The sequence below is a fragment of the Streptomyces sp. NPDC048606 genome (assembly GCF_040650855.1).
Classification (GTDB): Bacteria; Actinomycetota; Actinomycetes; order Streptomycetales; family Streptomycetaceae; genus Streptomyces.
The window spans coordinates 87,294-109,375 of sequence record NZ_JBEZIB010000013.1; the positions used below are offsets into that span (position 1 = coordinate 87,294).

Annotated in this window: 19 protein-coding genes; 10 read left to right on the forward strand and 9 right to left on the reverse strand. The window is 74.5% G+C overall.

The window, feature by feature from the left end; translation table 11 throughout:
- The first annotated feature begins 13 nt into the window (after positions 1 to 13).
- On the forward strand, positions 14 to 838 hold the full coding sequence (locus AB0D01_RS16665) for a MerR family transcriptional regulator (RefSeq protein WP_363055899.1): 825 nt from the start codon (positions 14 to 16) through the stop codon (positions 836 to 838).
- A gap of 28 nt (positions 839 to 866) precedes the next feature.
- On the opposite strand, the gene AB0D01_RS16670 is transcribed toward AB0D01_RS16665, so the two are convergent.
- The 3 genes from AB0D01_RS16670 to AB0D01_RS16680 all read right to left on the reverse strand — a co-directional run bounded on the left by AB0D01_RS16670 (position 867) and on the right by AB0D01_RS16680 (position 4,601).
- Positions 867 to 2,327, reverse strand: coding sequence for a glycoside hydrolase (locus tag AB0D01_RS16670; protein WP_363055900.1), 1,461 nt, complete (start codon positions 2,325 to 2,327; stop codon positions 867 to 869).
- Positions 2,328 to 2,479: 152 nt separating this feature from the next.
- Positions 2,480 to 3,259, reverse strand: coding sequence for an SDR family oxidoreductase (locus AB0D01_RS16675; protein ID WP_363055901.1), 780 nt, complete (start codon positions 3,257 to 3,259; stop codon positions 2,480 to 2,482).
- Positions 3,260 to 3,449: 190 nt separating this feature from the next.
- Positions 3,450 to 4,601, reverse strand: coding sequence for an NADH:flavin oxidoreductase (locus tag AB0D01_RS16680; RefSeq protein ID WP_363055902.1), 1,152 nt, complete (start codon positions 4,599 to 4,601; stop codon positions 3,450 to 3,452).
- A gap of 169 nt (positions 4,602 to 4,770) precedes the next feature.
- On the opposite strand from AB0D01_RS16680, the gene AB0D01_RS16685 reads away from it, so the two are divergent.
- Entirely contained in the window at positions 4,771 to 5,307 is a 537-nt protein-coding gene (locus AB0D01_RS16685) for a MarR family transcriptional regulator (protein WP_363055903.1), read from the forward strand.
- A 56-nt stretch (positions 5,308 to 5,363) separates the two neighbouring features.
- Here the strand turns inward: AB0D01_RS16685 and AB0D01_RS16690 are convergent, their stop codons facing one another.
- Positions 5,364 to 6,179, reverse strand: coding sequence for an SAM-dependent methyltransferase (locus AB0D01_RS16690; protein ID WP_363055904.1), 816 nt, complete (start codon positions 6,177 to 6,179; stop codon positions 5,364 to 5,366).
- A gap of 242 nt (positions 6,180 to 6,421) precedes the next feature.
- On the opposite strand from AB0D01_RS16690, the gene AB0D01_RS16695 reads away from it, so the two are divergent.
- Complete coding sequence (locus AB0D01_RS16695; RefSeq protein WP_363055905.1) at positions 6,422 to 6,829, forward strand: VOC family protein; 408 nt, start codon at positions 6,422 to 6,424, stop codon at positions 6,827 to 6,829.
- A gap of 58 nt (positions 6,830 to 6,887) precedes the next feature.
- Positions 6,888 to 7,364, forward strand: coding sequence for a hypothetical protein (locus tag AB0D01_RS16700; RefSeq protein ID WP_363055906.1), 477 nt, complete (start codon positions 6,888 to 6,890; stop codon positions 7,362 to 7,364).
- Between the two features lie 83 nt (positions 7,365 to 7,447).
- Here the strand turns inward: AB0D01_RS16700 and AB0D01_RS16705 are convergent, their stop codons facing one another.
- On the reverse strand, positions 7,448 to 8,092 hold the full coding sequence (locus AB0D01_RS16705; RefSeq protein WP_363055907.1) for a TetR family transcriptional regulator C-terminal domain-containing protein: 645 nt from the start codon (positions 8,090 to 8,092) through the stop codon (positions 7,448 to 7,450).
- A gap of 75 nt (positions 8,093 to 8,167) precedes the next feature.
- Here AB0D01_RS16705 and AB0D01_RS16710 point away from each other — a divergent pair, with 75 nt between their 5' ends.
- Both AB0D01_RS16710 and AB0D01_RS16715 read left to right on the forward strand, forming a co-directional pair.
- Positions 8,168 to 8,404: a hypothetical protein gene (locus tag AB0D01_RS16710; RefSeq protein WP_363055908.1), complete on the forward strand. Its 237-nt coding sequence runs from the start codon at positions 8,168 to 8,170 to the stop codon at positions 8,402 to 8,404.
- Positions 8,405 to 8,655: 251 nt separating this feature from the next.
- The gene (locus AB0D01_RS16715) at positions 8,656 to 9,498 is read left to right on the forward strand and encodes a MerR family transcriptional regulator (protein WP_363055909.1); all 843 of its coding nucleotides are present in this window, start codon (positions 8,656 to 8,658) and stop codon (positions 9,496 to 9,498) included.
- A gap of 53 nt (positions 9,499 to 9,551) precedes the next feature.
- Here AB0D01_RS16715 and AB0D01_RS16720 read toward each other — a convergent pair whose 3' ends face one another.
- The 3 genes from AB0D01_RS16720 to AB0D01_RS16730 form a co-directional block, all read right to left on the reverse strand.
- Positions 9,552 to 11,711, reverse strand: a complete 2,160-nt coding sequence (locus AB0D01_RS16720) for a PQQ-binding-like beta-propeller repeat protein (protein ID WP_363055910.1) — start codon at positions 11,709 to 11,711, stop codon at positions 9,552 to 9,554.
- 129 nt (positions 11,712 to 11,840) lie between these two features.
- Positions 11,841 to 14,201, reverse strand: a complete 2,361-nt coding sequence (locus AB0D01_RS16725) for a PQQ-binding-like beta-propeller repeat protein (RefSeq protein WP_363055911.1) — start codon at positions 14,199 to 14,201, stop codon at positions 11,841 to 11,843.
- A gap of 37 nt (positions 14,202 to 14,238) precedes the next feature.
- The gene (locus AB0D01_RS16730; protein ID WP_363055912.1) at positions 14,239 to 16,308 is read right to left on the reverse strand and encodes a serine/threonine-protein kinase; all 2,070 of its coding nucleotides are present in this window, start codon (positions 16,306 to 16,308) and stop codon (positions 14,239 to 14,241) included.
- Between the two features lie 173 nt (positions 16,309 to 16,481).
- Here AB0D01_RS16730 and AB0D01_RS16735 point away from each other — a divergent pair, with 173 nt between their 5' ends.
- Positions 16,482 to 18,005: a hypothetical protein gene (locus AB0D01_RS16735; protein WP_363055913.1), complete on the forward strand. Its 1,524-nt coding sequence runs from the start codon at positions 16,482 to 16,484 to the stop codon at positions 18,003 to 18,005.
- A gap of 80 nt (positions 18,006 to 18,085) precedes the next feature.
- On the opposite strand, the gene AB0D01_RS16740 is transcribed toward AB0D01_RS16735, so the two are convergent.
- Positions 18,086 to 18,886, reverse strand: coding sequence for a class I SAM-dependent methyltransferase (locus AB0D01_RS16740; protein ID WP_363055914.1), 801 nt, complete (start codon positions 18,884 to 18,886; stop codon positions 18,086 to 18,088).
- A 200-nt stretch (positions 18,887 to 19,086) separates the two neighbouring features.
- On the opposite strand from AB0D01_RS16740, the gene AB0D01_RS16745 reads away from it, so the two are divergent.
- From AB0D01_RS16745 to AB0D01_RS16755, 3 genes are all read left to right on the forward strand, one after another.
- Complete coding sequence (locus tag AB0D01_RS16745; RefSeq protein ID WP_363055915.1) at positions 19,087 to 19,290, forward strand: EF-hand domain-containing protein; 204 nt, start codon at positions 19,087 to 19,089, stop codon at positions 19,288 to 19,290.
- 115 nt (positions 19,291 to 19,405) lie between these two features.
- Complete coding sequence (locus AB0D01_RS16750) at positions 19,406 to 19,681, forward strand: hypothetical protein (protein WP_363055916.1); 276 nt, start codon at positions 19,406 to 19,408, stop codon at positions 19,679 to 19,681.
- Positions 19,682 to 19,819: 138 nt separating this feature from the next.
- Positions 19,820 to 22,042, forward strand: a complete 2,223-nt coding sequence (locus tag AB0D01_RS16755; RefSeq protein WP_363055917.1) for an XRE family transcriptional regulator — start codon at positions 19,820 to 19,822, stop codon at positions 22,040 to 22,042.
- The last annotated feature ends 40 nt before the right edge of the window (positions 22,043 to 22,082 follow it).

Genomic DNA, 22,082 nt, shown 5'->3' on the forward strand with positions numbered 1-22,082 from the left:
GAGTGTGGTGGGCATGGAGGAAGAGGAACTGCTGGGCATCGGGGTGTTCGCCCGTCGGGCGCGCCTGTCGCAAAAGGCCCTGCGGCTCTACGACCGCCACGGCCTGTTGCCGCCCGACCACGTCGATCCCGTGACCGGCTACCGCTACTACCGCGAGGGCCGGCTCGGCGCCGCCCGGCTGATCGTGCGGCTGCGCGGGTTGGACATGCCCCTGGCCGAGGTCGGCGAGGTTCTCGCCGCCCCGGCACCGGAGGCGGCCCGACTGGTGGCCGCGTACTGGGACGGCGTGGAGAGTCGCGTCGCGGCGCAACGGGAGCTGGCGGCGCACCTCCACATCCATCTGCTCGGAGAAGAAGGAAACCTGGACATGTACGAGATTCAGCAGCGCGAGGTGCCGGACCAGCTCGTCCTCACGGAGCAGCGGCACATCACCCCGGAGGAGCTCCCCGACTGGATCACCGCGGCGCTGGACCGACTGGCCCCGGTGGCCGAGGCGCACGGGGGGTTCTTCGGCCACCCGTTCGTCGTCTATCACGGGGAGGTGACCGAGGACAGCGACGGTCCCGTGGAGATCTGCGTCCCGGTGGACCCGGCGCGGGCGGACGGGATCCTGGTGGCCACCCGCGTCGAGCCGGCCCACGTCGAGGCGTACACCCGCATCACCAAGGCGCAGGTGGCCTATCCGCAGATCCTCTCCGCGTACGACGCGGTGTACGCCTGGGCCGAGGGCGAGTCGCGCACGCCGTCGGCGGCCCCCCGCGAGATCTACTTCGCGGAGTGGTCCGAGATCGCCCCGACCGACCCGGCCTGCGACATCGCCGTTCCGCTCGCCGGCTGACCGGGGCGCTCACGTCCTGCCCGGTCCGCTAGAGGTGCACGTCGGAGATCTCGAAGGTCTGCACGGTCCGGGCGTTGAAGTAGGACCAGAACCGGTTGCCGCGCAGCAGGGTGTCCGTGTGGTGTCGGTAGCGTTCGCCGCCGGCATCCGTTCCGGTGGCCCATCGGTCGATGACGGCGCCGTCCTGTCCGGGCCTGGCGAACCTGGAGAGGTCGAAGTCGATCCACTGACCGCCCGCGTGGTTCACGGCGACGATGACGAGGGTGCGCCGGGCGGGGTCGTAGGCGGCGACGGCGTCGGGATGGCCGGCGTCGATGATCTTCATGCCGGGGCGGATGTGGCGCATGTAGTGGGCCAGGACGAAGTACTTCGGGTTGACGGCGCCGATGACCCCGTTGGTGAGGGTGATCGCCCCGTAGTTCTCCCAGTCGAGGATCTGCCAGATGACCCACGCCGTCGGATGCAGCCAACGGAGGTCGAGGTGGAGGTTGCGGGCCAGCTGCAGGCCGCTGGTGTCCCCGTCGCCGTACTCGGACATCCAGATGTTCTTGCCGTCCGCCGCGACGGCGCGGTGCAGCGCGGCGCGGTCGCCGTCGAACTCGTAGCCGTGGACGTTCACGCGCCCCACGGCCGCGCGGGTGGCGGCGTCGAAGTCGGCGTTGTTCTTCCAGTGGTGGACGGCGCTGCCGACGCCCCAGTCGTCGAGGCCCGCGACCATCGTCGACCGCAGTCCGCGGGCGTCGAGCTGGGCGCGGGTCAGCCGGGTGATCTCGGCCAGGCGGCGCCGGTCGTAGTGGCAGCCTTCCTGCCCGCCGATGAAACCCGCCGGGTAGCCGCCCCAACTGGCCCCGGGCTCGTTCACCGGCTGGACGGAGGCGAAGTCGATGCCCCAGTGGTCGCGCGCGTACCGCGCCACCGTCGCCAGGTACGCCGCGTGCCGGCCGAAGTTCTGGTCCTGCAGGTTGCACGTCAGCGGGTCCGCGGCCCCGCGCGGGTCGTCGTTCTTCAGCATCCACCACATCGGCGAGTTGCTGAAGAGCTCGAACGTGTCGGCGCCCCGGTCCCGGGCCAGCCACATCATGTCGCGCTGGTTCGCGTCGGCGTACCAGTTCCAGCTCGCCGACGACGGGTCGGCCGACTGCCAGTCGAGCTGATAGCCCTCGATCTGCTTGAAGCCGTCCAGCGTCGGGGCGGGCCGCATCGTCCTGCCGCCGATGCTGTTCGTCCCCGAGGCGCCGGCGTTGTAGCGGACCACGTTCATCCCCAGGCCGGGCAGCGACTGCCCGCGGAACTCGACGGTCTTGCGGCTGAACAGTACGTCGGCGAGATCCTCGCGGGGGCCCAGTTCGTTGGCCCACCAGGCCAACGAGGTGCCCCACCCCTCCCACGTGCCCCAGTCGACCGAGGGGTTCACCGTGGTGGAGAAGTCCGCCCGGGCCGTGCCGGCACCGGAGAGGACGGCAGCCGTCCCGACCGGCAGAGCCGCCAACCCGCGTAGAACCGTACGACGTTCCATTCGTTTACCCCCGACAGGTCATCCGCGCGCTCGGATCTCGACGCGCGGAACTGCGCAGCGCAGATCAAGATCATTATGGCGGTGCCGTGCGGCAGCCGGCCGCCCCCACACGTGCGGCGGGCCGGTCACCCGGCCGAGATCGGGCCCAGGTAGGTGCCGCCGGAGACGTCGATGGTCTGGCCCGTGATCCAGCGCCCCCGCGGGCCCGCCAGGAATCCGACCACCTCCGCGATGTCCTCCGGCTCGCCGATCCTGCCGAGCGCGGTGATCGACTCCAGCACGGTCACCGCCTCGGGGACGGAGGCGTAGGGGGCGATCATGTCGGTCATCACCACCCCGGGTTCGACCGTGTTAACGGTGATCCCGCGGCGGCCCAGCTCGTTGGCGAGCGAGGGGGCGAGAGCCGCCAACGCCGCCTTGGTGACGGTGTAGCCGATCTGGCCGGCGTCCGCGATCCGGGTGGCCGCCGAGCCCATGTTGACGATCCGCCCGCCGTCCCGCAGCAGCGGCAGCGCCCGCTGGACGACGAAGACCGGCGTGCTCACGTTGACCGCCAGGAGCCGCGCGAACTCCTCCTCGGTGAGCTGCCCGATCGAACTCACCGAGTGGATGCCCGCGTTGTTGACCAGAACGTCCAGGCCGTCCGCGCCGTGCTCCGCCAGCCCGGCGGTGAGCTCCTCGAACAGCCGGTCCACCGCACCGCTCTCGCCGAACCGGGCCCGTATCGCGAACGCCCGCCCGCCGGCCTCGGTGATCCGCGCCACGGTCCGCGCGGCGGCCGCGTCGTCGGCGCCGTAGTGGACCGCGACGAGCGCTCCCTCGGCGGCGAGCCGCAGGGCGACCGCCCGCCCGATCCCGCGCGAGCCGCCCGTCACCAGTGCGGTCCTGCCGTCCAGCTCCCCCATGGTCGCCCCTTCCTCCGGACCTCCCGTTGATCGGTCCGGTTCCCGGACTCCCACCCTGCCGGAGCCGGGCCCCGGGCCGACAGGGCACGATCGGCCGGCCACGTGGCGCGAAGACGTGCCGGGCGGGCGGGCGCCGGGGGCCTCGGCTTCGACTGCGCTCCCCGGCCTGCGGCCTGTCGGCAGACGGTGGCTACCGGCTGAGCGACCCCAGCGCCGCCGGGTCGTACGGCTTCAGTTCGTCGAAGCGGTCGGTGAGGACCTTCGCCGCCCACCGGGGGTCCTGGAGCAGGGCCCGGCCGACGGCGACCATGTCGAACTCCTCGCGCTCCATGCGGTCCAGGAGGTTGTCGATGTCGCCGAGGGAGGCGCCCTCGCCGGCGAAGGCGCGGAGGAAGTCGCCGTCGAGGCCGACCGATCCGACGGTGATGGTGGGCCGACCGGTGAGCTTCTTCGTCCAGCCCGCCAGGTTCAGGTCCGAGCCCTCGAACTCGGGGATCCAGTAGCGGCGGGTGGAGGCGTGAAACACGTCGACGCCCGCCGCCACCAGCGGGGCGAGTATCGCCTCCAGCTCCTGCGGGGACTGCGCGAGGCGCCCGTCGTAGGCCTCCTGCTTCCACTGCGAGTAGCGGAAGATCACCGGGAAGTCGGCCCGGACGCGCTCGCGCACGGCGGCCACGACCTCGGCGGCGAACTTCGTACGGTCCACCGCGCTGCCGCCGTAGGCGTCGGTGCGCCGGTTGGTCCGCTCCCACAGGAACTGGTCGAGCAGGTAGCCGTGGGCGCCGTGCAGCTCCACGCCGTCGAAGCCGATCCGCTGCGCCTGCGCGGCGGCCTCGGCGAAGGCCTCGATGACGGCGTCGAGGTCGGTGCGGGTCATCGCCCTGCCCGTTCCCTCGGTGCCGTCCACGCGGATGCCGGAGGGGCCGATGGCCGGGGCGTCGGCGTACGGCGGCTCGCCCTGGCTGCGCACCATGCCGATGTGCCACAGCTGGGGCACGATCGTGCCGCCCGCCTCGTGCACGGAGGCGGCGACCCGCTCCCACCCGGCCAGCTGCTCCTCGCCATGGAACCGGGGCACGCGGTCGCTCTGCCCGGCGGAGTCGTGGCCGATGTAGGTGCCCTCGGTGACGATCAGGCCCACCCCCGAGGCCGCCCGGCTCGCGTAGTACTCCCGTACGTCCTCACCGGGAACGCCGCCGGGGGAGAACATGCGCGTCATCGGCGCCATCGCGATGCGGTTGGGGACGGTCAGGCCGTTCAGCGCGACGGGTCGGGACAGGATCTCGGCCGCGCGGGAGGTGGCGGCCGTGGTGGACACGGTGGCGGACGGGATGACGGTCATGGCGGTCCTTCGGGTCGAGGCCGGCCCGCCGCGATGGCAACGGGAAGTGCATAGTACACACGATATGTATCATGCATATTGCGGGGTGGGCCGGTCGTCCCGCCGTCCGGCCGGCGCGCGGACCCGCCCCACCCGGGCTCCGCCCACCCCGGAGCGGCGGTCCGCGATAATGGAGCGTCGAAACGATCGGGGAGGCGCGGTGCTGGAGAAACTGGAGCGGGAGCTGATGCTGCTCTCACGCCACCAGGTGCTCGCCCGACGCGAACGCGACCCCGACCGCCTGGAACGGTCGGCGTACCTGCTGCTGAGTCGCATCGACACCCAGGGCCCCATGTCCATCGGCCAGCTGGCGGAGGCCTTCGGCCTCGACACCTCGACCGTGAACCGCCAGACGGCCGCCCTGCTGCGCTCCGGGCTCGCCGAGCGCGTCCCGGACCCGGACGGCGGAATGGCGCGCAAGCTGTGCATCACCGCCGAAGGGGGGCGTCGCCTCGCCGAAGACCGGGAGATCAACCGGTCCTGCCTCGCCGGAGTGATCGCCGACTGGTCCCCCGAGGAGGTGTGCGAGCTGGAGACCGCCCTGCGCCGACTCAACCGCAGCGCCGAAGCCCTCGAAGGACGCCACTGGCCGCGCCCGGAGGAGGACGACACCCCCCTCCCGGGCAGCCCGCCGGCCCCGCGTGCCCCCGTGCCCCCCGCCCCGTAGACGGCCGGGCGGCATCACGCACGCGCTCGCGTACGCGCGCTCACGTACGCACCGCGCTACGGCTTGTGGGCGACACCGCCCGCGATGCACCGCCGGGCCGCGTTCAGCGGCTCGGTGTGCGGGGCGTCCGGCTGCCAGTCGGCGCACCGCACCAGGCCCGGAGCGACCATCGGCAGGCCGTTGAACAGGTCCTCCAGCTCGGCCCTGGTGGAGAAGGTGCCGCTGCCCATCATGCTGTGCAGGAACATCTCCTCCATCTTCCGGGCGGTCGCGCTGAACTCGTCCTCCGGGTCGAGGAAGTGGCTGAGCGCCACGTAGGAGCCGGACGGAAGGGCGTCGACGTAGGCGCGCACGATGTCCTTGCGGGTGCGCGCGTCCTCGCCGTTGTAGTGGTGCAGCGTGCCCATGTGCAGCAGTGCGATCGGCCTGCTCCAGTCCAGGTGGGACCGTACGAGTTCGTTCGCCAGCAGTCGCTCCGGCTCGAAGATGTCCTCGGCGACGAAGACGGCGGTCGGGTCGCCTTCCAGGAGTGCGCGGCTGTGGGCCAGGACCAGGGGGTCGTTGTCCACGTAGACCACCCGGGCCTCGGGATGGACGCGCCGCACGACCTGATGGGTGTTCTCCGCGGTCGGCAGGCCCGAACCGCAGTCCAGGTACTGGGTGATGCCGCTCCGGGCGGCCAGGAAGCGGCAGACGCGGATCAGGAACGCGCGGTTCTCCACGGCCAGGTCCGCGGCCTCCGGAGCGGCCTTGCGCACTCCCCGGACCACCTCGCGGTCCACCTCGTAGTTGTCGCTGCCGTTCAGGAAGGCGTCGTAGACCCTGGCGATGCTGGGCTTCGTCGGATCGATGGAGGTCGGAGCGTGGGACATGAGGCCTCGCTGTCGGTCTGGGGCGGAGGGATCGGCCAACGGACGGTAGTGCCGGGAATCGGCCGAATGGGGCAATGCCCAGCGCCGTTCGGCCGAATCCACCCGATCGTGTGAGCCACAGCCACAGCCACAGCCACAGCCGCGGAGGCGTCCCGGGCGACACGGGCCCGCGGATCGCCGCGTACGGGCCCCCGGGTCCCTACGATGCCCGGACCGACACCGCCGTGAAAGGGGAGCGTCCCGTGGGCTCTCGTCTCAACCCGTACATCAGCTTCGCCGGTGACGCCCGACAGGCCCTGGAGTTCTACCGGGCCGCCCTGGGAGGCACGTTGGCCCTGAACACCTACGAGCAGTACGGCGCCCCGACGCCCGACTACAACGACAAGATCATGCACGGGATGCTCGAAACGGACGACGGCTTCGCCCTGATGGCCGCCGACACCCCGCCCGGTATGGATCACCGGCCGGGCAACAACATCTCGGTCAGCCTCAGCGGCGACGACGCCGGCGCGCTGCGCGGCTACTGGGCGAAGCTGTCCGAAGGCGGCACGGTCGCCGTACCGCTGGAGAAGCAGATGTGGGGCGACGAGTTCGGCATGTGCGTGGACAGGTTCGGCATCACGTGGATGGTCAACATCACCGAGGAGTGAGTACTCGTGAGTACGCGTACTCACGACGCGCGGAGTCCGCGCTGCGAGCCTCGGGTGCATGAGCAAGATCTACGGGGTTCTGGCGGGCAGCGCCTTGGTCGGCGCGGTGACGGGCTGGATGGCGCGCGCCTTGTGGCTGTGGGCCGTCGCGCAGGACGAGCGGAGCTGCGCGGACAGTGTGACGTTGTGTTTCACGTTCTACCCGCTCGCGGGCATCGGGCTGTGGATGTTCCTCTCGGCTCCGGTGCTCGCGTTCGGGCTGTGGCTGTTGGGCGTGCGGCCTGTGAAGGGGAAGGTCGCGGCGTCGCTCGCGTTGCAGTGGTTCCTCATCGCCGTTCTCGCGGGTGTCTCCCGTGACGACCTTCCCGCGTCCATGGCGTTGAACGTGGGGGTCATGGCGCCGGCGCCGGCATTGGTCGTGCTCTGCGCGGATCCCGCGCGGCGCACGGTGGGGCAGATCGCGGTGGGAGCGCTGGTGGCGGTGTCCTTGTTCCTCGTCTGGTTGTCCACCCACGTCACCGGATTCTTCCTCTGAGGGCACCGTGACGCTTCGCACGCGGCCGCGACGTCGAGCGTCCCGGGGCTCGCGCAGCGCGATCCGACGGGCGGGCGCCCGCGTCAGTGGGGCGGGTCCGGGGTTCCGACCGGCTTCGACAGGTCGCCCAGGTGGGTGAGCAGCACGTCGAAACTGGTCCGTGCGCACAGGATTTCCGGGTGCAGGACGGCACTGAGGCCGAGTCCGTCCAGGAGCGCCGTCAGCCGCTGGGTCTCCAGATCGAGGTCGAGTTCGCCGCGCAGGGTGCCTTCCGCGTGGAGCCGGCCGAGTACGCGCCGGATCAGACTTCTCGTGCCTTCGGCGGCCTGGAGCGACAGGTCGCCGAAGGACGGGTTGGTGCGGGCGGCGGTGTTGAAGTCCAGGAAGACGGTGACTTCGGCGCGGCGGTTTTCGTCGAGCGGCAGCAGCTCGGCGAGGAGCCCGGCCACGAGCCGGAGCTGTTCGGGGCGCGGGTGGTCGCCCAGGTCTCCGATCCGCTCGACGTGTGCGAGCAGTCGACCGCCGACCCGATCGAGCATCGACTGCATCGCGAACCGCATCAGGTCCTGCTGACCGGCGAAGTAGTGGCGTAGGGAGCCGATGTTGAGCCGGGCCTCGTCGGCGACGGTCCGCAGCGAGGTGCGGTGCAGGCCTTCGCGGACGACGACCCGGAACAACGCGTCGACGACGTGGCGACGGCGGGCCTCCGGGTCTACGTGCTTGGGCATGACGCCTTTCTATCACGGCTGTGATACAACGGATGTATCACAAGCGTGATAAAAAAACGGGGTGGAGGCTTCCGCGTGGAGACGTATCTCAATCTCATGCTCATCAGGTTCGGTCTGGTGGTGGGCGCTCTGGTCGTGGCGGCGCTGCTGCTCTTCGCCGTCGCCCTGACGCTCCGACGCAGGGGCGAACTCGACCGGGTGCGCCGGTACGCGGACCCCGTGATGAGGGCCGCGCTGCGCGCCCTTGCCCGAAGGATCGAGGGCCGGAGCGGCGGAACGCCCTGGCCGCGGCGGCGGGACGGCCTGCGATGACCGGCCTCGCGGCGCAGTCGTCGGAGCTCCTCGGTCACCTGTTGGTGGACCGTGCGATCAAGGTAGTCATCGTGGCCCTGGCGCTGGGCGTCCTGGCGCTCGGGATGAGGGTGGTGTGGCGCAGGGCGGGCCGTGAGGGGAAGCGGGTCGGTCGACCCTCGACAAGGCGCCGATCTCGGGCGGGCGGTTGCACATGACGTAGCGGCATGTGGTGTCGTCGGGGGACCACAGCACGAAAGGCCCCGTCTGCGATGTACCCCTTCGCCACGCCTCCCCGCGAGGTCAGGATCGGCGATGCCGCCGCCTTCGCCGGAACCACCCCGCGCGCCATCCGCCACTACCACCAGATCGGCCTGCTGCCGGAGCCCGCGCGGGGCGGTGACGGGCGCCGCCGCTACGGCTACGACGACATGATCCGCCTGCTGTGGATCCGCAGGATGTCCGAGGTCGGCATCGGCCTCGACGACATGCGGGCCGCCTTCGACGAGGCCCGGGACGTCGAGGACGTCCTGGGTCGGCTGGAGGAGACCCTGGCCGCCCAGGAGGCCGAGATCAAGCGCCGGCGCGCCGCGGTCCGGCGCCTGCGGGCCGTGGGCAGCCCACTGGGCCTGCTCTCCCCACTGGTCACGCAGCGGCTCGGCCACCTGCCCGCCGGCGCACTGCGCCCCTCCGACCTGGAGGCCCTGCTCGTCACGGAACGGATCTTCGGGCCGCCGGCGGCCGCGATCCAGGCCGGCGTGTTCATCACCCTGGCCACCCATCCCGACCTGAGGGCCGAGGCGGACCACCTCGATGCGGCCGACGCCGCCCTCGACGACACCGTCGACCCCCACGACCCGCGCGTCGAGGAACTCGCCGCGCGACACTGCGCACACCAGACCGCCCTGCTCCAGGCCATCGAAGCGGCCGGACTGGACGCGGACGACGAGCGGCTCCTCGACATCGACGACGCCGAGGCGAGCGGCGAGGAGGAAGCCCGGATGAGCGCCTTCGAAGCGGTCACCAAGATGCCCTACGGCTTCTCCGCGGCCCGGACCCGGTGCATGGAACTCACGGCGCGGCTCCTCTACGGGGACCCGGCCGGCGACCGCTGAGCGCCGCCGCCCCCGCGCTCACCCCGCGCCGGCCACCGGCCACGCCGCGCGTCTCAGGCCAGCGGGATCGCCGCCACCCGGTCCGTCGTCTGGGCGTACAGGCGGTCGCCGCGCCGGGCGAGGAGCTCCACGCCGTCGGACATGCCCACCGCCCCCGCGGACAGGGTCCACACGGTGCGGCGGGCGTCCGGGTCCACCGCCACGACGGCCTGCCCGTCGCCGCCCACCGCCACGTACAACTCCCCGCGGAACGGCGCCGCGCTCGCGATCTGCCGGACGTACGCGCCCGGGTCATGCTTCCACACCCTGCGCCCGGTCCTCGCGTCGAAGGAGTTCAGCACCCCGTCCGCGACGTGGACGACGCCGTTCACCCAGACCGGCGGGCTGAGCAGCCGGTCCCCCTCGGGCTCCAGCCTCCAGGCGACGGCGCCCGTCGCCAGGTCCACCGCCGTGATCGTGTCGTCCACGTCGAAGGCGTGCGCGTCCGAGAGCACCGGCGGTCGCATGCCGCCCGAACCGTCGGCGGCGACCGCCTGTTCGTCCGTGCGCAGCCGACACGACCACAGGAGCCGGCCGTCGCGCGTGTCGACGGCGAAGATCCGTCCGGGGTCCGAGCCGACCAGCCGACCCTCTCCGACGATCGCCGACATGATCAGCGACCGGTCCGGCCCCCACACCGCACCCTCCATGCGCTGCCGCCACCGCACCTGTCGGGTCGTCAGGTCGTACGCGGTCAACCAGGGTTGGCGCCCGTCGTCCTCCGAGCGGTAGAAGGCCCGGAGGTACAGGCAGGTCTCGTCGGCGGCCAGGACCATGCTGGTGAAGTCGAGATCACCCAGTACGGACGGGCCGACCGCGTCCGCGCCGAGACGACCGGTGCGCGGATCGACGTACCCCGCGCCCGGGTTGTCGTCCGCGTCGACGAACAGGCCCGCGAGCCGGCCGCCCACCGGGACCATGCCGACCCTGGTGGTCGAGGCCTCCCACAGGGTCGCCCCGTCGGAGGTCGACATCCCGCGCAGGACCTGACCGTGGTGGACCAGCACCTCGTCGCTCACCATCGTCGGCGTCGCGGAGAACGGCGCGGCCACCGACCACGACGGGGCCGGCGCGGTACCGGCCGGACGGCGGGCGGAACCGCTCGGACGCGGCGTGCCCGACGGGCCGCCCGCGCGGGCCCCGCCGCCGGAGCCCGACAGCGCACCCGACCACCACAGCGCCCCGAGGCCCGCCCCGGTGACGGCCACCGCGGCAGCGCCCGCGAGGAGTCCCCGACGCGAGGGCGCGGGCTCGGCCGCGGGGGCCCGCAGCGGCGCGGAGCCGAGTGCGGCGATGTCACCGACGCGGCGCGACAGGTCGGCGACGATCCCCGGGGGCAGCAGATCGGCGAACTCGCCCGCTTCGAAGGGCCCCCAGGCGTCCCGCAGGGCCTCGGGCGACGGACGCCCGTCCGGTTCGGCCGCCAGGCAGGCGGCGACGCTCGCGCGCAACCCCTCCGGGACCCCGGCCAGGTCGGGCGCCGCGCCGTCCCGCAGCAGCCGCAGCGTGTCGTGCCGGCCCCGGGCCTCGTACGGGCCGTGCCCCGTCGAGGCGTATACCAGTACGCCGCCCAACGCGAAGACGTCGCCCCGCGCGTCGGGCCGCGCGCCGCGCGCCTGCTCGGGCGACATGTACCCCGGAGTGCCCGTGACGCCGCCGGGGGCCGTGAGGCGCGGGCTGCCCGGAGCCTGCGCGAGGCCGAAGTCGATGAGCAGGGGACCCCGCGCGGTGATCAGCACGTTGGACGGTTTGAGGTCGCGGTGGACCAGCCCGGCCCGGTGCAGCGCGGCGAGGGCCCCGGCGAGCGCCGACCCCAGCCGGCGGACGGCCGCCTCCGGAAGCGGACCCCCCGCGGCCATCGCCTCGGTCAGCGAGGGCCCGATCAGGTAGGAGATGGCCAGCCACGGGGGCGACCCCTCGGGGTCCGCCCCCAGGAACGCGGCGGTGTGCTCCGCGCCCAGGACCCGGGCCGCCTCCGCCTCCAGCAAGAGCCGCTCCCGATGGTCGGGCCGCTCGCGCAGGTCGGCCCGTACGGTCTTCACCGCGGCGAGCCGCCCGCCGGTCGAGCGCGCCAGGAACACGGTCCCCATGCCGCCGCTGCCGAGCCGGCCGAGGAGCGTGTACCCCCCGAGCCGCTCGGGGTCGTCGGGGAGCAGCGGCAGGACCGTGGACATGGGCGTGTACTCCTTCGGAGCGGCGTACGAGGACGAGGAAGGCGAGGGCGTGGAAGGCGAGGGCGTGAACCGCGCGGAGGCGGTGCGTCGGTGTCGGTGGCGGGTCGGGTCGGCGGCGGGTCGGGTCGGTCAGTCCGCCGGGATCGCCACCACCGCCGACGACCGGGCGACGAGCAACACCCCTGCGGTGGAGACGAGTTGGAACGGCTCCCGCGCCTGCGCACCGGACAGCGAGACCTGCCACTGCCGCCGGCCCGAGGCCAGGTCGGTCGCGATGACCCGGTGCAGGGTCGACAGGTACACCGTGCGGCCGGACGACCCCACGACCATGGGCCCCAGCATCGTCCACTCCACCACCTCGTCGAGGCTCTGCTCCCACAGCGTCCTGCCGGTGTCCGACGCCACCCCCACCAGCGGACCCAGGCCCGCGTCGTTCACGCACAGCACGCCGCCCGCCAGCAGGGGAGGGCCGTTGGTGTCGTCCACCTGGGCCCGCGATTCCCACAGCCGGGCGCCGGTCGTCAGGTCGTAGGCGTGCGCGTGCTCCCGGGACAGGAGGAACAGCCGGCCGGCCACCGGGTCGACGGCGGAGGCGGCGCCGCTGTACACCTCCGGGTACGTACGGTTCCAGAGCATGCGCCCCGTCGCGCGGTCGAAGCCCGCGATCGCCAGGGTGCGTATGGCGTGCACGTCGCGGAAGACGCCCTCGTCGGGCGGGGGCACCTCCACCACGACCGTCGCCGGGCCGACCGTGACGGCGAGGTCGTAGCCGAACCCGTCCGGGAGCGGGGTGCGCCACGTCTCCCGACGCCGCTCCAGGTCGAAGGCCGCGAGCCGGTTCCCGCCCGCCGGGGTGCCGTTGCCGACCAGCAGCCAGGCCGTGCCGCCCTCGACGGCGAGCACCGTCGTCAGGTCCTCGTAGCGCTGCAACCACTGCGTACGCCCGTCCCCGAGGGAGACCATCGCCAGCCCCGACCGGGCCATCAGCGCGCGGTCGCCGGGCACCGCCACCGGCCGGCCGAGGCTCTCGCCCGCGCCGGGCAGCTCCCACACCTGCCGGCCGGTGCCGAGGTCGTGGCCGTAGACGTCGTCGCCGCGCGCGACCAGGAACCGGCCGGCGCCGGACACGGGCAACAGCCGGGTCCGCGCCGTGGCGTCGTCCAGGCGCCACAGGGCCCCGGGCGGCATCCCCGACACCCGGGGGAGCGGGGACGCCTGACCGGGTCGGGCACCGGGGGCCGGAGCTCCATCGGGCTCGTCGCGGACGAGGCCGGACCAGGCGAGCGCCCCGCCGACCCCGAGGGCCGCCCCGGCCGCGCCGGTCAGCAGGCCGGAGAGGACCCGGCGGCGGGTCGGGCCGGCCGGGGTACCGGTCGGTGGGGGCGGGGCCTGCGCCGTACGGGGTCCCGGAGCCGCGTCACGCGTCCGCGTGTCGGCCACCGCGAGGCGCCCACCCGCCTCCGGCCCGTCCGGAAGCGTCGCCACCGCCGTCGCGGCACGCTCCGCCGGCCGCCCGTCGGGCGCCTCCAGATCGGCGACGGACTGCGAGCGCACCGCCAGCGCGGCCACGACCCGCCCGGGCGCCGCGCCGTGCGCCCACGCGGGTTCCGCCCCGCCCGGGGTCAGGGCCGCGCACAGTTCGGCGGCCGTCGGCCGGTCCGCGGGGGAGGGGGCCAGCGCGGCGGCCACGGCCCGCCCCGACTCCTGCGGAAGGCCCGGCAGTTCGGGGAGTACGGGTGCCTCGTGCGCGGCGCGGTAGGCCAGCACGGGCGGCGGGCCGTCGCCGAACGGCAGCCGCCCCGTGGCCGTGTGCAGGAGCAGCACCGCGAGGGCGTACACGTCGGCCGCCGCCGAGGAGGGCCCACCGGCGGCCACCTCGGGCGCCATCCAGGCGGCGGGCACCGTCGACACGCGGCTGTGCGGCTCGGGCCCACGACGCGGGGGCTCGGGCTCACCCTGCGCGGCTCCGGGCGCGGCGCCGCCCCCGGGCGACGTGAGGGTGCGGCAGGCGTGCAGGGCCAGCAGCAGCGGGCGGCCCGTCGTCAGCCAGACCCCCTCGGGCGCCACGGCCCCGTAGCCGACGCCCCGCGCGTGCAGGCCCGCCAGGGTGTCGGCCACCGCCCCCGCCACCCGTACCGCCTGCTCCGCGGGCAGCACCCCGCCCCCGGCGTCCGGCCGCGCCAGGTCGGCGAGGGACACGGCGGGCGCGTACGCCAGGGCCAGCCAGGCGGGCGCGATGTCGGTCCGCGCGTCCAGTACGGCCGCCGTCCCCGGCACGGGGTCGCCCCGGCGCAGCGCCGCGGCCGCCCCGTGCGCGGCCGGGGGCAGCAGGCACACCACGGCGTTCCCGTGGGCCCGGTCACGGCCGAGGTACATGCCGTTCTCGGGCGGTTCGGGGCGGGGCCCCGGCCAGCGGGCCAGCAGCCGGTACGGCCCGACCTCCCCCGGATCCCGCGCGGTCAACCCCTCCACGAGTCGTCCGACCCCCATGCCCCACGCTCCCGTCGAGGTGCCCGACCGTCTCGGGTCACATGCCCGGCAGGGCGCGGACCGCCCCGCCCCGGCGCCAGATCACGCAGCCGCCGCCCACCACCGCGCCGCGCCACGGAGCGTCGGCCGGTACCTCCGGCGGCAGGGCCGGCGCGAACACGTACTGTTCGGCCACCCGCCCCGTGTGCAACGCGAGGACTCCGAGATCCGGGGCGCGCGACGCCGCGAACACCCCGGCCCCGGACACCAACGGGGCCTGTTCCCGGTCCAGTTCCTCGGCGGCCGACACGGTCCACACGGGCGCACCGGTCCGCGCGTCGACCTTCCGCAGCTGCCGGCCGTCCACCACGTACACGCCGTCTCCGGCCGGGGCGGGAGCGCCGAAGCCCGTGCCCTCGTCCGCCGGTAGTTCCCACAGCCGGCCGCCGTCGCCCGCCCGCAGGCACGTCAGCGTGGGACCGCCGCCGATCAGCACGCCCCGCTCGCCGAACACCACCCGCCCGGAGCCGCCCTGCGACCCGCCCCCGGAACCCGAACCGGAGCCCGACCCGCCCCCCGACCCGGCCGGGAGGCGCCACACGAGGCTCCCGTCGGAGGCGGACAGGGCCACCACGCCACCCTCGGCGGAGGCCAGGACGAGCAGCCCCCGCCCGGTCGCCCCGTCGAGCACCGCACCCGGCAGCGGAGCCGGCACGCGCCAGCCGACCCCGCCGTCCGTACGCCGCAACGCGACCACCCGCCCCGCCTCGTCGAGGACGTACACGCGCTCGCCGTCGGCGGCCGGCAGGGCCCGCGCCCCGACCGACGTACGCCGCGCCACAGAGCCGTCGCCCGCGTCGAGGAACAGCACGGCGCCGTCCGGGGCCAGGGCCACCGGGCGGCCGGCGCCCAGCAGCGCGGACACCACAGGACCGCGCCCGCGCCGCCGCCCCGAGACCGGGTCGTGGAGGGCGACTTCGCCCCCGCCGTCCGCGAAGCACGCCCACCCGTCGACGTCGAGCGGCCCGAACCCCGGCCGCGCGGCGGCGCCGTCGTAGGACCACAGCGGCGGCGGCACCGTGCCGGGCGGGCCGCTCCAGCGGGGTGCGGCGGAACGGCCCCGGCGCTCGCCGTCGCGGCGTACCAGGAGCGCGGTCCCGGTCGCGGCGAGGAGCAGGCCCGAACCCGCCGCGGCCAGCACGCGCCGCCGGGCCGGCCCCCGCGGGGCCGCGCCCAGGCCCGCGGCGGCGCGGGCCAGCCCGGTCGCTTCGGCGAGCACCTCGGGCGGCAGCCATCGGGCGGCGGGCCGCAGCGCGCCGCCCCGGGGGTCGAGCGCCCGGGCCACCTCGGCGGCGGTGGGCCGGTCGGCCGGTCGTTTCTCCAGGCAGGCGCGGACCACGGGCAGCAGGGTGCCCGGCACGTCGGTGAGGTCGGGGGCCTCGTGGGCGATCCGGAAGTCCGCGTGGACCGGGTCCCCGTCGAAGAACGCGTGCCGGCCGGTGAGCGCGAACACCACGATCGCGCCCAGGCAGAACACGTCGCTCTCCGGCCCGAGGGGGCCCTTCACGACCTGCTCGGGCGACATGTAGCCCGGTGTCCCGGGACGCTGGCCGGTGGTGGTGAGCGTGGTGTCGCCGACCACCCGGGCGATGCCGAAGTCGACCACGCGCGGGCGGTCGGCGCCGAGGATCACGTTCGAGGGCTTGAGGTCCCGGTGGACGACGCCGGCCCGGCCCAGCGCCGTCAGCGCCCGCGCGAGGGCCCCGGCCAGCGCGCTCACCGCCGGAACCGGCAGCGGCCCGTGGCGCAGCACCGCTGCGCCGAGCGTGGGTCCCGGCACGAACTCCGTCGCCAACCAGGGCACCCCGTCGGCGGTGGAGGAGCCGAGGACGGCCGCCACGAAGGGGCCGCGCACCACCGAGGCCGCGTCCGCCTCGCGGACGAACCGTTCCCGAAGGAGCGGGTCGCGCAGCAGCTCGGGCCGGATGGTCTTCAGCGCCACCGGCCGCCCGCCCCGCAGGGCGAGGTAGACGGTGCCCATGCCGCCGGCCCCGAGCACCCCCACGATCCGGTGCCCGCCGAGCCGGTCGGGCGCACCGGCCGGAAGTGGCGCGATCAGGGGTCCCATGGCGTGATCGTATGCGTGACGCTCCCAACGGGCGGACGAATGCCGGAAGTTGTCGAAGGAGTGGGAATCGCCGGCCCACCTCCCCGCTCTCGACCCTGCCGCCGTCCCGCGGATGACACCGACCCGTCCGGGGTACGGAACCGGTCAGGGCGACAAGGGGTGGGGGGACACCGATGGGCCGCATGGTGCGCGTGGGGCTGGCCGTCGTGGTGGCGGGATTCCTGCTGTGGTACGGCTCGTACTACACGACGATCCTGGTGTGGGAGGTGCGCAAGCTCCTCGCCTGGCTCGCCCTGCCCCTGCTCACGGCGGGTGTCGTGATGGCCGGCCTGCTGGTGGTGCGGCTCCTGCGCCGGGGAGGGCGCAAGGTGAGCGGGACGGCCTCGGCCGCCGTCCTCGGCTGGCTGGGCGCCGTGGTGGGGCTCGGTCTCGCCGTGGGTTGGCTGGTCTACGGCGCCTACCTCCAGGACCGCGCCTACATGGCGAGCGCCGAGGTGGTGACCGAGCCCGTGCCGGCGCTCGCGGCCCGGGCGCCGTACGTCGTGGGCAAGGCCCAGGCGGCGCCCCACCTGGGCGACGTCACCGGTGAGATCGCCGACATCACCTACCTGCCCGACGCGGACCGCTTCGCCACCCTCGTCGAACGGCGCGGCTGGCTCGCCGGGTACGAGGTCGGACTCGTGCAGGAGGTGCCGCTCGGCGGGGTCGGGCGCAGCCAGGAGCGGTGCGCGTTCGACGTCGATACGGCGGACGCCAGGGTCGGCGGCTGGTTCGGTCACAACCTCGGCCGGAAGATCTCGGCGCAGCGTCGCTGGGTCCGCTTCGACGCCGGGGACGTGTACGTGACCTGCCGGGGCGGTACGCCGGTCGTGGTCGTCCCGCTCAAGCGCCAGACCGGGATCCTCGTCGTGACCGAACGCCCCGCCGGGGTCGCCCTCTACGACGGCCGGACGGGCCGGCTCACCGTCACCGACGACACCGCCTCGGTACCCGGCCCCTCCTACCCGCTGAGCCTGGCCGCGCGGCAGCGGGAGGCCACCGTCGCCGTGGGCGGCTTCGGCGACTGGTACTTCGAGCGCAGCGGCTGGGACGCCTCCGAGGACGGAGCCAACGAGGGCAACGAATCCGAGTTCACCCTGCGCCCGCGCGAGGTGGCCGGGACCGGCGCCTACGTCACCCCCCTCACCCCGCAGGGCGACGCCGGCTCGATCGTCGCGGTGTCCACCGTGCCGATGCGGCACGAGGGCGGGGGACTGGCCCCCATGACCGTCCACCGCCTCGACCCGACCTGGTCCTCGCCGCAGGCGCTGGTGGCCCTGATCAAGGCCGAGTACCGGGACGTGTGCTGCTACAACGACGACGAGGTGTTCGAGGTCGTCCCCACCGGCGGCAGCACCTGGACGGCGACCGTGGGCAGCAAGCAGAACATCCGGTACCGGGTGGAGGGCCGCGGACAGGTCGACGGCCGCGAGGCGACCTGCCTGAAGGCCGCGGACGGGGCGCTCATCCGATGCGCCCACGCGGCGCCCGGATCGCCCGAGGAACGGGAGCTCGCGGAGCGGGAACGGCAGAAGCGGGAGGCCGGGGCGAAGAACCCCCGCGACCCGGGCGACCTCAAGGCCTACACGCCGGAGGAACTCGCCGAACTGCAACGGCGGCTGAGCGAGGAGGTCGTACGCCGCCTGCGGGGCGCCTGAGCCGGGTCGCAGGCCTTGCGCAGCCGGAGCAGGCACCTGGCCGGCCACCTGAAGTAGCCGCCGCCCGTCCGCCCGGCGGTTCAGGGGCGCGGGACCACCCGCAGGTCGACCACGTAGTGCTCCTCCAACCACCCGTCCGGAAACCGGGCGTCCAGGCGGCGGCGCTCCTCGGCGAGGAAGGCGTCCGTGCCCGGTGCGCCGATCAGGAAGAGCGAGTGCGTGGACAGCTTGGCCAGGTGGACGTCGACGGGGACCCGGCGCGACCACGGCAGCCGTCGGGTCGTGAACGCCACCCCCTCCCCGAAGCGGGGCCGTTCGTTGGTGTGAAAGCCCGGGCCGAAACGCTCCTCGATCCGCGTGTGCTGTCCGGCGATCCAGCCGACGCGCAGGTCCGGGTCGTTCGACCAGACGGCCAGGGCTCCGCCCGGCCGCAGCACGCGCAGGGCCTCGGGCACGGCGCGGTCGGGGTCCGTCCAGTGCCACGACTGGGCGTAGGTGAGCAGGTCGAGGGAGGCCGCCGCGAAGGGCAACCGGTTGCCGTCCCCGCGTACGAGGGGGAGCCGCGGGTTGCGGCGTCGGAACTCGGCCGCCATCCCCTCGCCCGGTTCCACCGCCACCACCCGCGCCCCGTACGCGTCCAGCAGCGCGGTCGCGATGCCCGTGCCCGCGCCGACATCGGCGACGCGGGCCCCGGCCAGGGCGCGGCCGGTGAGTTCCGCCAGGGCGTCGAGGAGCGCGGGCGGGTACGAGGGCCGGTGGTCGGCGTAACGCGCCGCGGCGGCGCCGAACGAGCGGGCGCGGGCTCCGGTGCCGGTGGCGCCGTCCGCGGCCGGCCCTCGATCGCCTGGCGCGGTGCGCGCGGTCCCTCGCTGACGGTCCATCGGCCCCCCTGGCGTGGCGTGCGTACGCTCGGCAGGTTCCCATCCGCGGTGCCCCGTCCGCAACGGGGCACGGCCTCCTCCGGCGGCGCCGGACGGAGCGTTGTGGACCCGGGGATCGGCCGTCGGCGTGGTGTCGACGGTGTGACAGGGTGGTGGGACATGCGGGCCTTCGGGGCCTGTGAACGCGAAAGAGGTATGTGATGAACGAGGCCGAGCTCAGGGCGCTGTTCGCCGAGATAGACACCGACGGCGACGGGCGGATCAGCATCGTCGAACTGGCGCGGGGGTTCAAGGCCGAGGGCGCCCAGGGGCACCTCGCCGAAGAGGTCAAGAAGGCCATGGAGGCCGACGCGAACCACGACGGGGTCCTCGACTTCGAGGAGTTCCGCACCCTGCTGAAGTAGCGGCGGGCCCGACGGCCTGAGCTCCCGGGCAAGCCTTGGGCCGGCCCGGGAGGACGGCTCGCCCTCCCGCCCTTCTGTTGATCATGACGCCTTCCGGTCGCAGAATGGGCCTGCCATGACTGACACTTCAGCCTCCGCTTCCCCAGACGGTCCCCTCTCCGAGGCCCCCTCGGGGTTCCTGCGCGTGGTCCTGCGCGCGGACGCCTTCGCCGCGTCCTCGGCCGGGACGATCACGCTGATCGCCATCCTCCTCGCCCTCGTCTTCACCGACACCGTCGCCGGCATCGTCGCCGCGGTCCTCCTCTTCGCCGGATGGGTCGCCGTCGGCCTCACCGGCCGCAGGCACCAGCGGCTCACCGGGGGGAGGAACCGACCCGCCGGGGACCGATGAGGTCCACGACCCGCCACCCCCGCCTGCCCCCGGCGGGATCCGGAACGACGCATTTCACCCGCAAAAGTATGTCGGGCATACTTTTGCCGGCGAGGCGCGGCGTTCCGCCGGGCCGCATCGACCAGGGGACAGCCAGACATGGACACCGGCACACCGGCCACCGCGGACTTCGGCGTGCTCCTGCACGGGCTGCGCCGGCGGGCCGGGTTGAGCCAGGAGGAGCTGGCCCACGCCGCGGGGATCAGCGTGCGCGCGCTGTCGTACATGGAGCGCGGACACTCCCGGGGACCCCAGCGCCGCACGGTGCGGGCCCTGGCCACCGCCCTGGCCCTGGACGCGGCCGGCGCGGGGGAACTGGAGCGCGCCGCGAGCCTGGGCCGTCCGCGCCGGGCACCCGCCACCGAGGCCCCGCACCCCGCCCCCGTACCGGACGCCGCCCCGCCGACCGGCGTACCCGACCTGCTGCCGCGCGCACCGCGCGGCTTCCACGGGCGGGCGGCGGAGCTCACCGCCCTGTCCCGGGCCGCCACCGGCGAGGCACCCGTCTGCCTGGTCGTCGGGCCCGCCGGCGTCGGGAAGACGGCCCTCGTCCTGCACTGGGCCCACCACGGCCGAGCCGGATTCCCCGACGGACTGCTCTACGCCGACCTGCGCGGCTACGGCGACACCGGCGAGCCCGCCGTGCTGGAGGTGCTGCGCGAGTTCCTGCCCGCGCTCGGTGTGCCCCACGACCGGATACCGGATTCGGCGAACGGCGCCGCCGCGCTGTTCCGGTCGCTCGCCGCCGACCGCCGCCTGCTCGTGGTGCTCGACAACGCGCGGGCCTCGGAGCAGGTCAGACCGCTCCTTCCCGGCGGTCGGCACTGCGTCACCGTCATCACCAGCCGACACCGGTTGCAGGGGCTGATCGTCACCGACACCGCCCGGCCCGTCGCCGTGGACGTCCTCGAACCGGCGGACGGCACGATGCTCCTCGCCGGGGTGCTCGGCACGGACCGCGTGAGCGCGGAGCCGCAGGCCGCGCTCCGGCTGGCCGAGCTGTGCGGCGGGCTGCCGCTCGCACTGCGCGTGGCGGCCGCCCGGCTGGCGGGGCGGCCCGCGTGGTCCCTGGCCGAGATGGCCGCCGAACTGTCCGACGAGACGCGCCGGCTGGGTCTGCTGGACGTGGAGGACACCGGCGTACGGGCGGCGCTGCGCGTGACGCTGCAACAGCTCCCCGGGGAGGTCTCCCGTCAGTTCGCCCACCTCGGCCGCCACCCCGGTACGCACGTCGACCGGTACGCGGCGGCGGCCCTGGCCGGCACGGACCCGACGGCCGCCGAAACCTCCCTCGAACGGCTCGCCGTCGCCCACCTCGTCACGGAGACGGCGCCCGGCCGCTGGACGATGCACGACCTCGTCCGGCTCTACGCGCGCAGCCTCGACACCGAGCCCGACGCGCTGAGACGCCTCCTGGACCACTACATCGCCACGGGCATCGCGGCCGTCGCGGCGGCCGAGCCCGGCAACGAGGACTGCTTCCCGCTGCCCGCCGACCACCTCCCGCCGGCCGGGGTGCGGAAGTTCGCCGACCGGTCCGCCGCCGTGGCCTGGTACGCCGCCGAGCGCGACGACCTCACCCGGGCCGCGGCGGCGGCGCACGCCGCCGGACTCCACGACAGGACCTGGCGGATCGTCCTGACGCTGTGGCCGGTGATCGTGTGGCGCGTACGGGACGGCTGGGCCCCCCTCCTGGAGACCGCCCTCGACTCCGCACGGGCCGACGGCGACCGGCACGGCGAGTCACGCGTGTTGAACGTGCTGGGCTGGGTGCTGACCGAGGAAGGACGCGTCCCGGAGGCGCTCACCCACCTGGAAGCCGCCTCCGCGCTGGCCTCCCGGGCCGGTGACGTGGTGGCCGAGGCCAACGCCCTCGTCGTCCTGGCCATCGCGCAGGCCGCACTCGGCGGCCTGGAGGCGGCCGCGCGAGGGTGCGAGCGCGCGGTGGAGCTGGCACGCCGGGCCGGAGACCGGACCATCGAGAGACTGGCCATGCAGCACCTCGCACGGCACTGGGCCGACGCCGGGAAATGGCGCCGGGCGCTCGACACGGCGACCGAGGCGCTCGAATTCGACGACCGGTCCGACACGGCCGACATCCCGCGCGTCCTGCTGCTCATGGTGCGGGGCGAGGCGCTCCTGGGGCTCGGGGACGAGGCCCGGGGCATCCGCCAACTCGACCTGGCGGCCCGGGAGGCGGAGTCCTTCGGCTACGACGACGGCGCCGTGCGCGCGCTCGGCGCGCTGCTGCGGGCGTCGACCGACGAGGGGTTCCGGGCACGCTACGACGCGGCGGTGGCCCGCCTCACGACGCGGACGTGAGGCGGAGGTCGGCGGGCCGGCCGGGCGGAACGGGCGACGG

Bases quoted from the DNA above. Each gene is read 5' to 3' on its own strand.
- AB0D01_RS16665 (WP_363055899.1), top strand. From the start codon at position 14: ATGGAGGAAGAGGAACTGCTGGGCATCGGGGTGTTCGCCCGTCGGGCG.
- AB0D01_RS16675 (WP_363055901.1), bottom strand. From the start codon at position 3,259: ATGGGGGAGCTGGACGGCAGGACCGCACTGGTGACGGGCGGCTCGCGC.
- AB0D01_RS16680 (WP_363055902.1), bottom strand. From the start codon at position 4,601: ATGACCGTCATCCCGTCCGCCACCGTGTCCACCACGGCCGCCACCTCC.
- AB0D01_RS16685 (WP_363055903.1), top strand. From the start codon at position 4,771: ATGGAGCGTCGAAACGATCGGGGAGGCGCGGTGCTGGAGAAACTGGAG.
- AB0D01_RS16690 (WP_363055904.1), bottom strand. From the start codon at position 6,179: ATGTCCCACGCTCCGACCTCCATCGATCCGACGAAGCCCAGCATCGCC.
- AB0D01_RS16700 (WP_363055906.1), top strand. From the start codon at position 6,888: ATGAGCAAGATCTACGGGGTTCTGGCGGGCAGCGCCTTGGTCGGCGCG.
- AB0D01_RS16705 (WP_363055907.1), bottom strand. From the start codon at position 8,092: ATGCCCAAGCACGTAGACCCGGAGGCCCGCCGTCGCCACGTCGTCGAC.
- AB0D01_RS16715 (WP_363055909.1), top strand. From the start codon at position 8,656: ATGTACCCCTTCGCCACGCCTCCCCGCGAGGTCAGGATCGGCGATGCC.
- AB0D01_RS16720 (WP_363055910.1), bottom strand. From the start codon at position 11,711: ATGTCCACGGTCCTGCCGCTGCTCCCCGACGACCCCGAGCGGCTCGGG.
- AB0D01_RS16725 (WP_363055911.1), bottom strand. From the start codon at position 14,201: ATGGGGGTCGGACGACTCGTGGAGGGGTTGACCGCGCGGGATCCGGGG.
- AB0D01_RS16730 (WP_363055912.1), bottom strand. From the start codon at position 16,308: ATGGGACCCCTGATCGCGCCACTTCCGGCCGGTGCGCCCGACCGGCTC.
- AB0D01_RS16735 (WP_363055913.1), top strand. From the start codon at position 16,482: ATGGGCCGCATGGTGCGCGTGGGGCTGGCCGTCGTGGTGGCGGGATTC.
- AB0D01_RS16740 (WP_363055914.1), bottom strand. From the start codon at position 18,886: ATGGACCGTCAGCGAGGGACCGCGCGCACCGCGCCAGGCGATCGAGGG.
- AB0D01_RS16745 (WP_363055915.1), top strand. From the start codon at position 19,087: ATGAACGAGGCCGAGCTCAGGGCGCTGTTCGCCGAGATAGACACCGAC.
- AB0D01_RS16750 (WP_363055916.1), top strand. From the start codon at position 19,406: ATGACTGACACTTCAGCCTCCGCTTCCCCAGACGGTCCCCTCTCCGAG.
- AB0D01_RS16755 (WP_363055917.1), top strand. From the start codon at position 19,820: ATGGACACCGGCACACCGGCCACCGCGGACTTCGGCGTGCTCCTGCAC.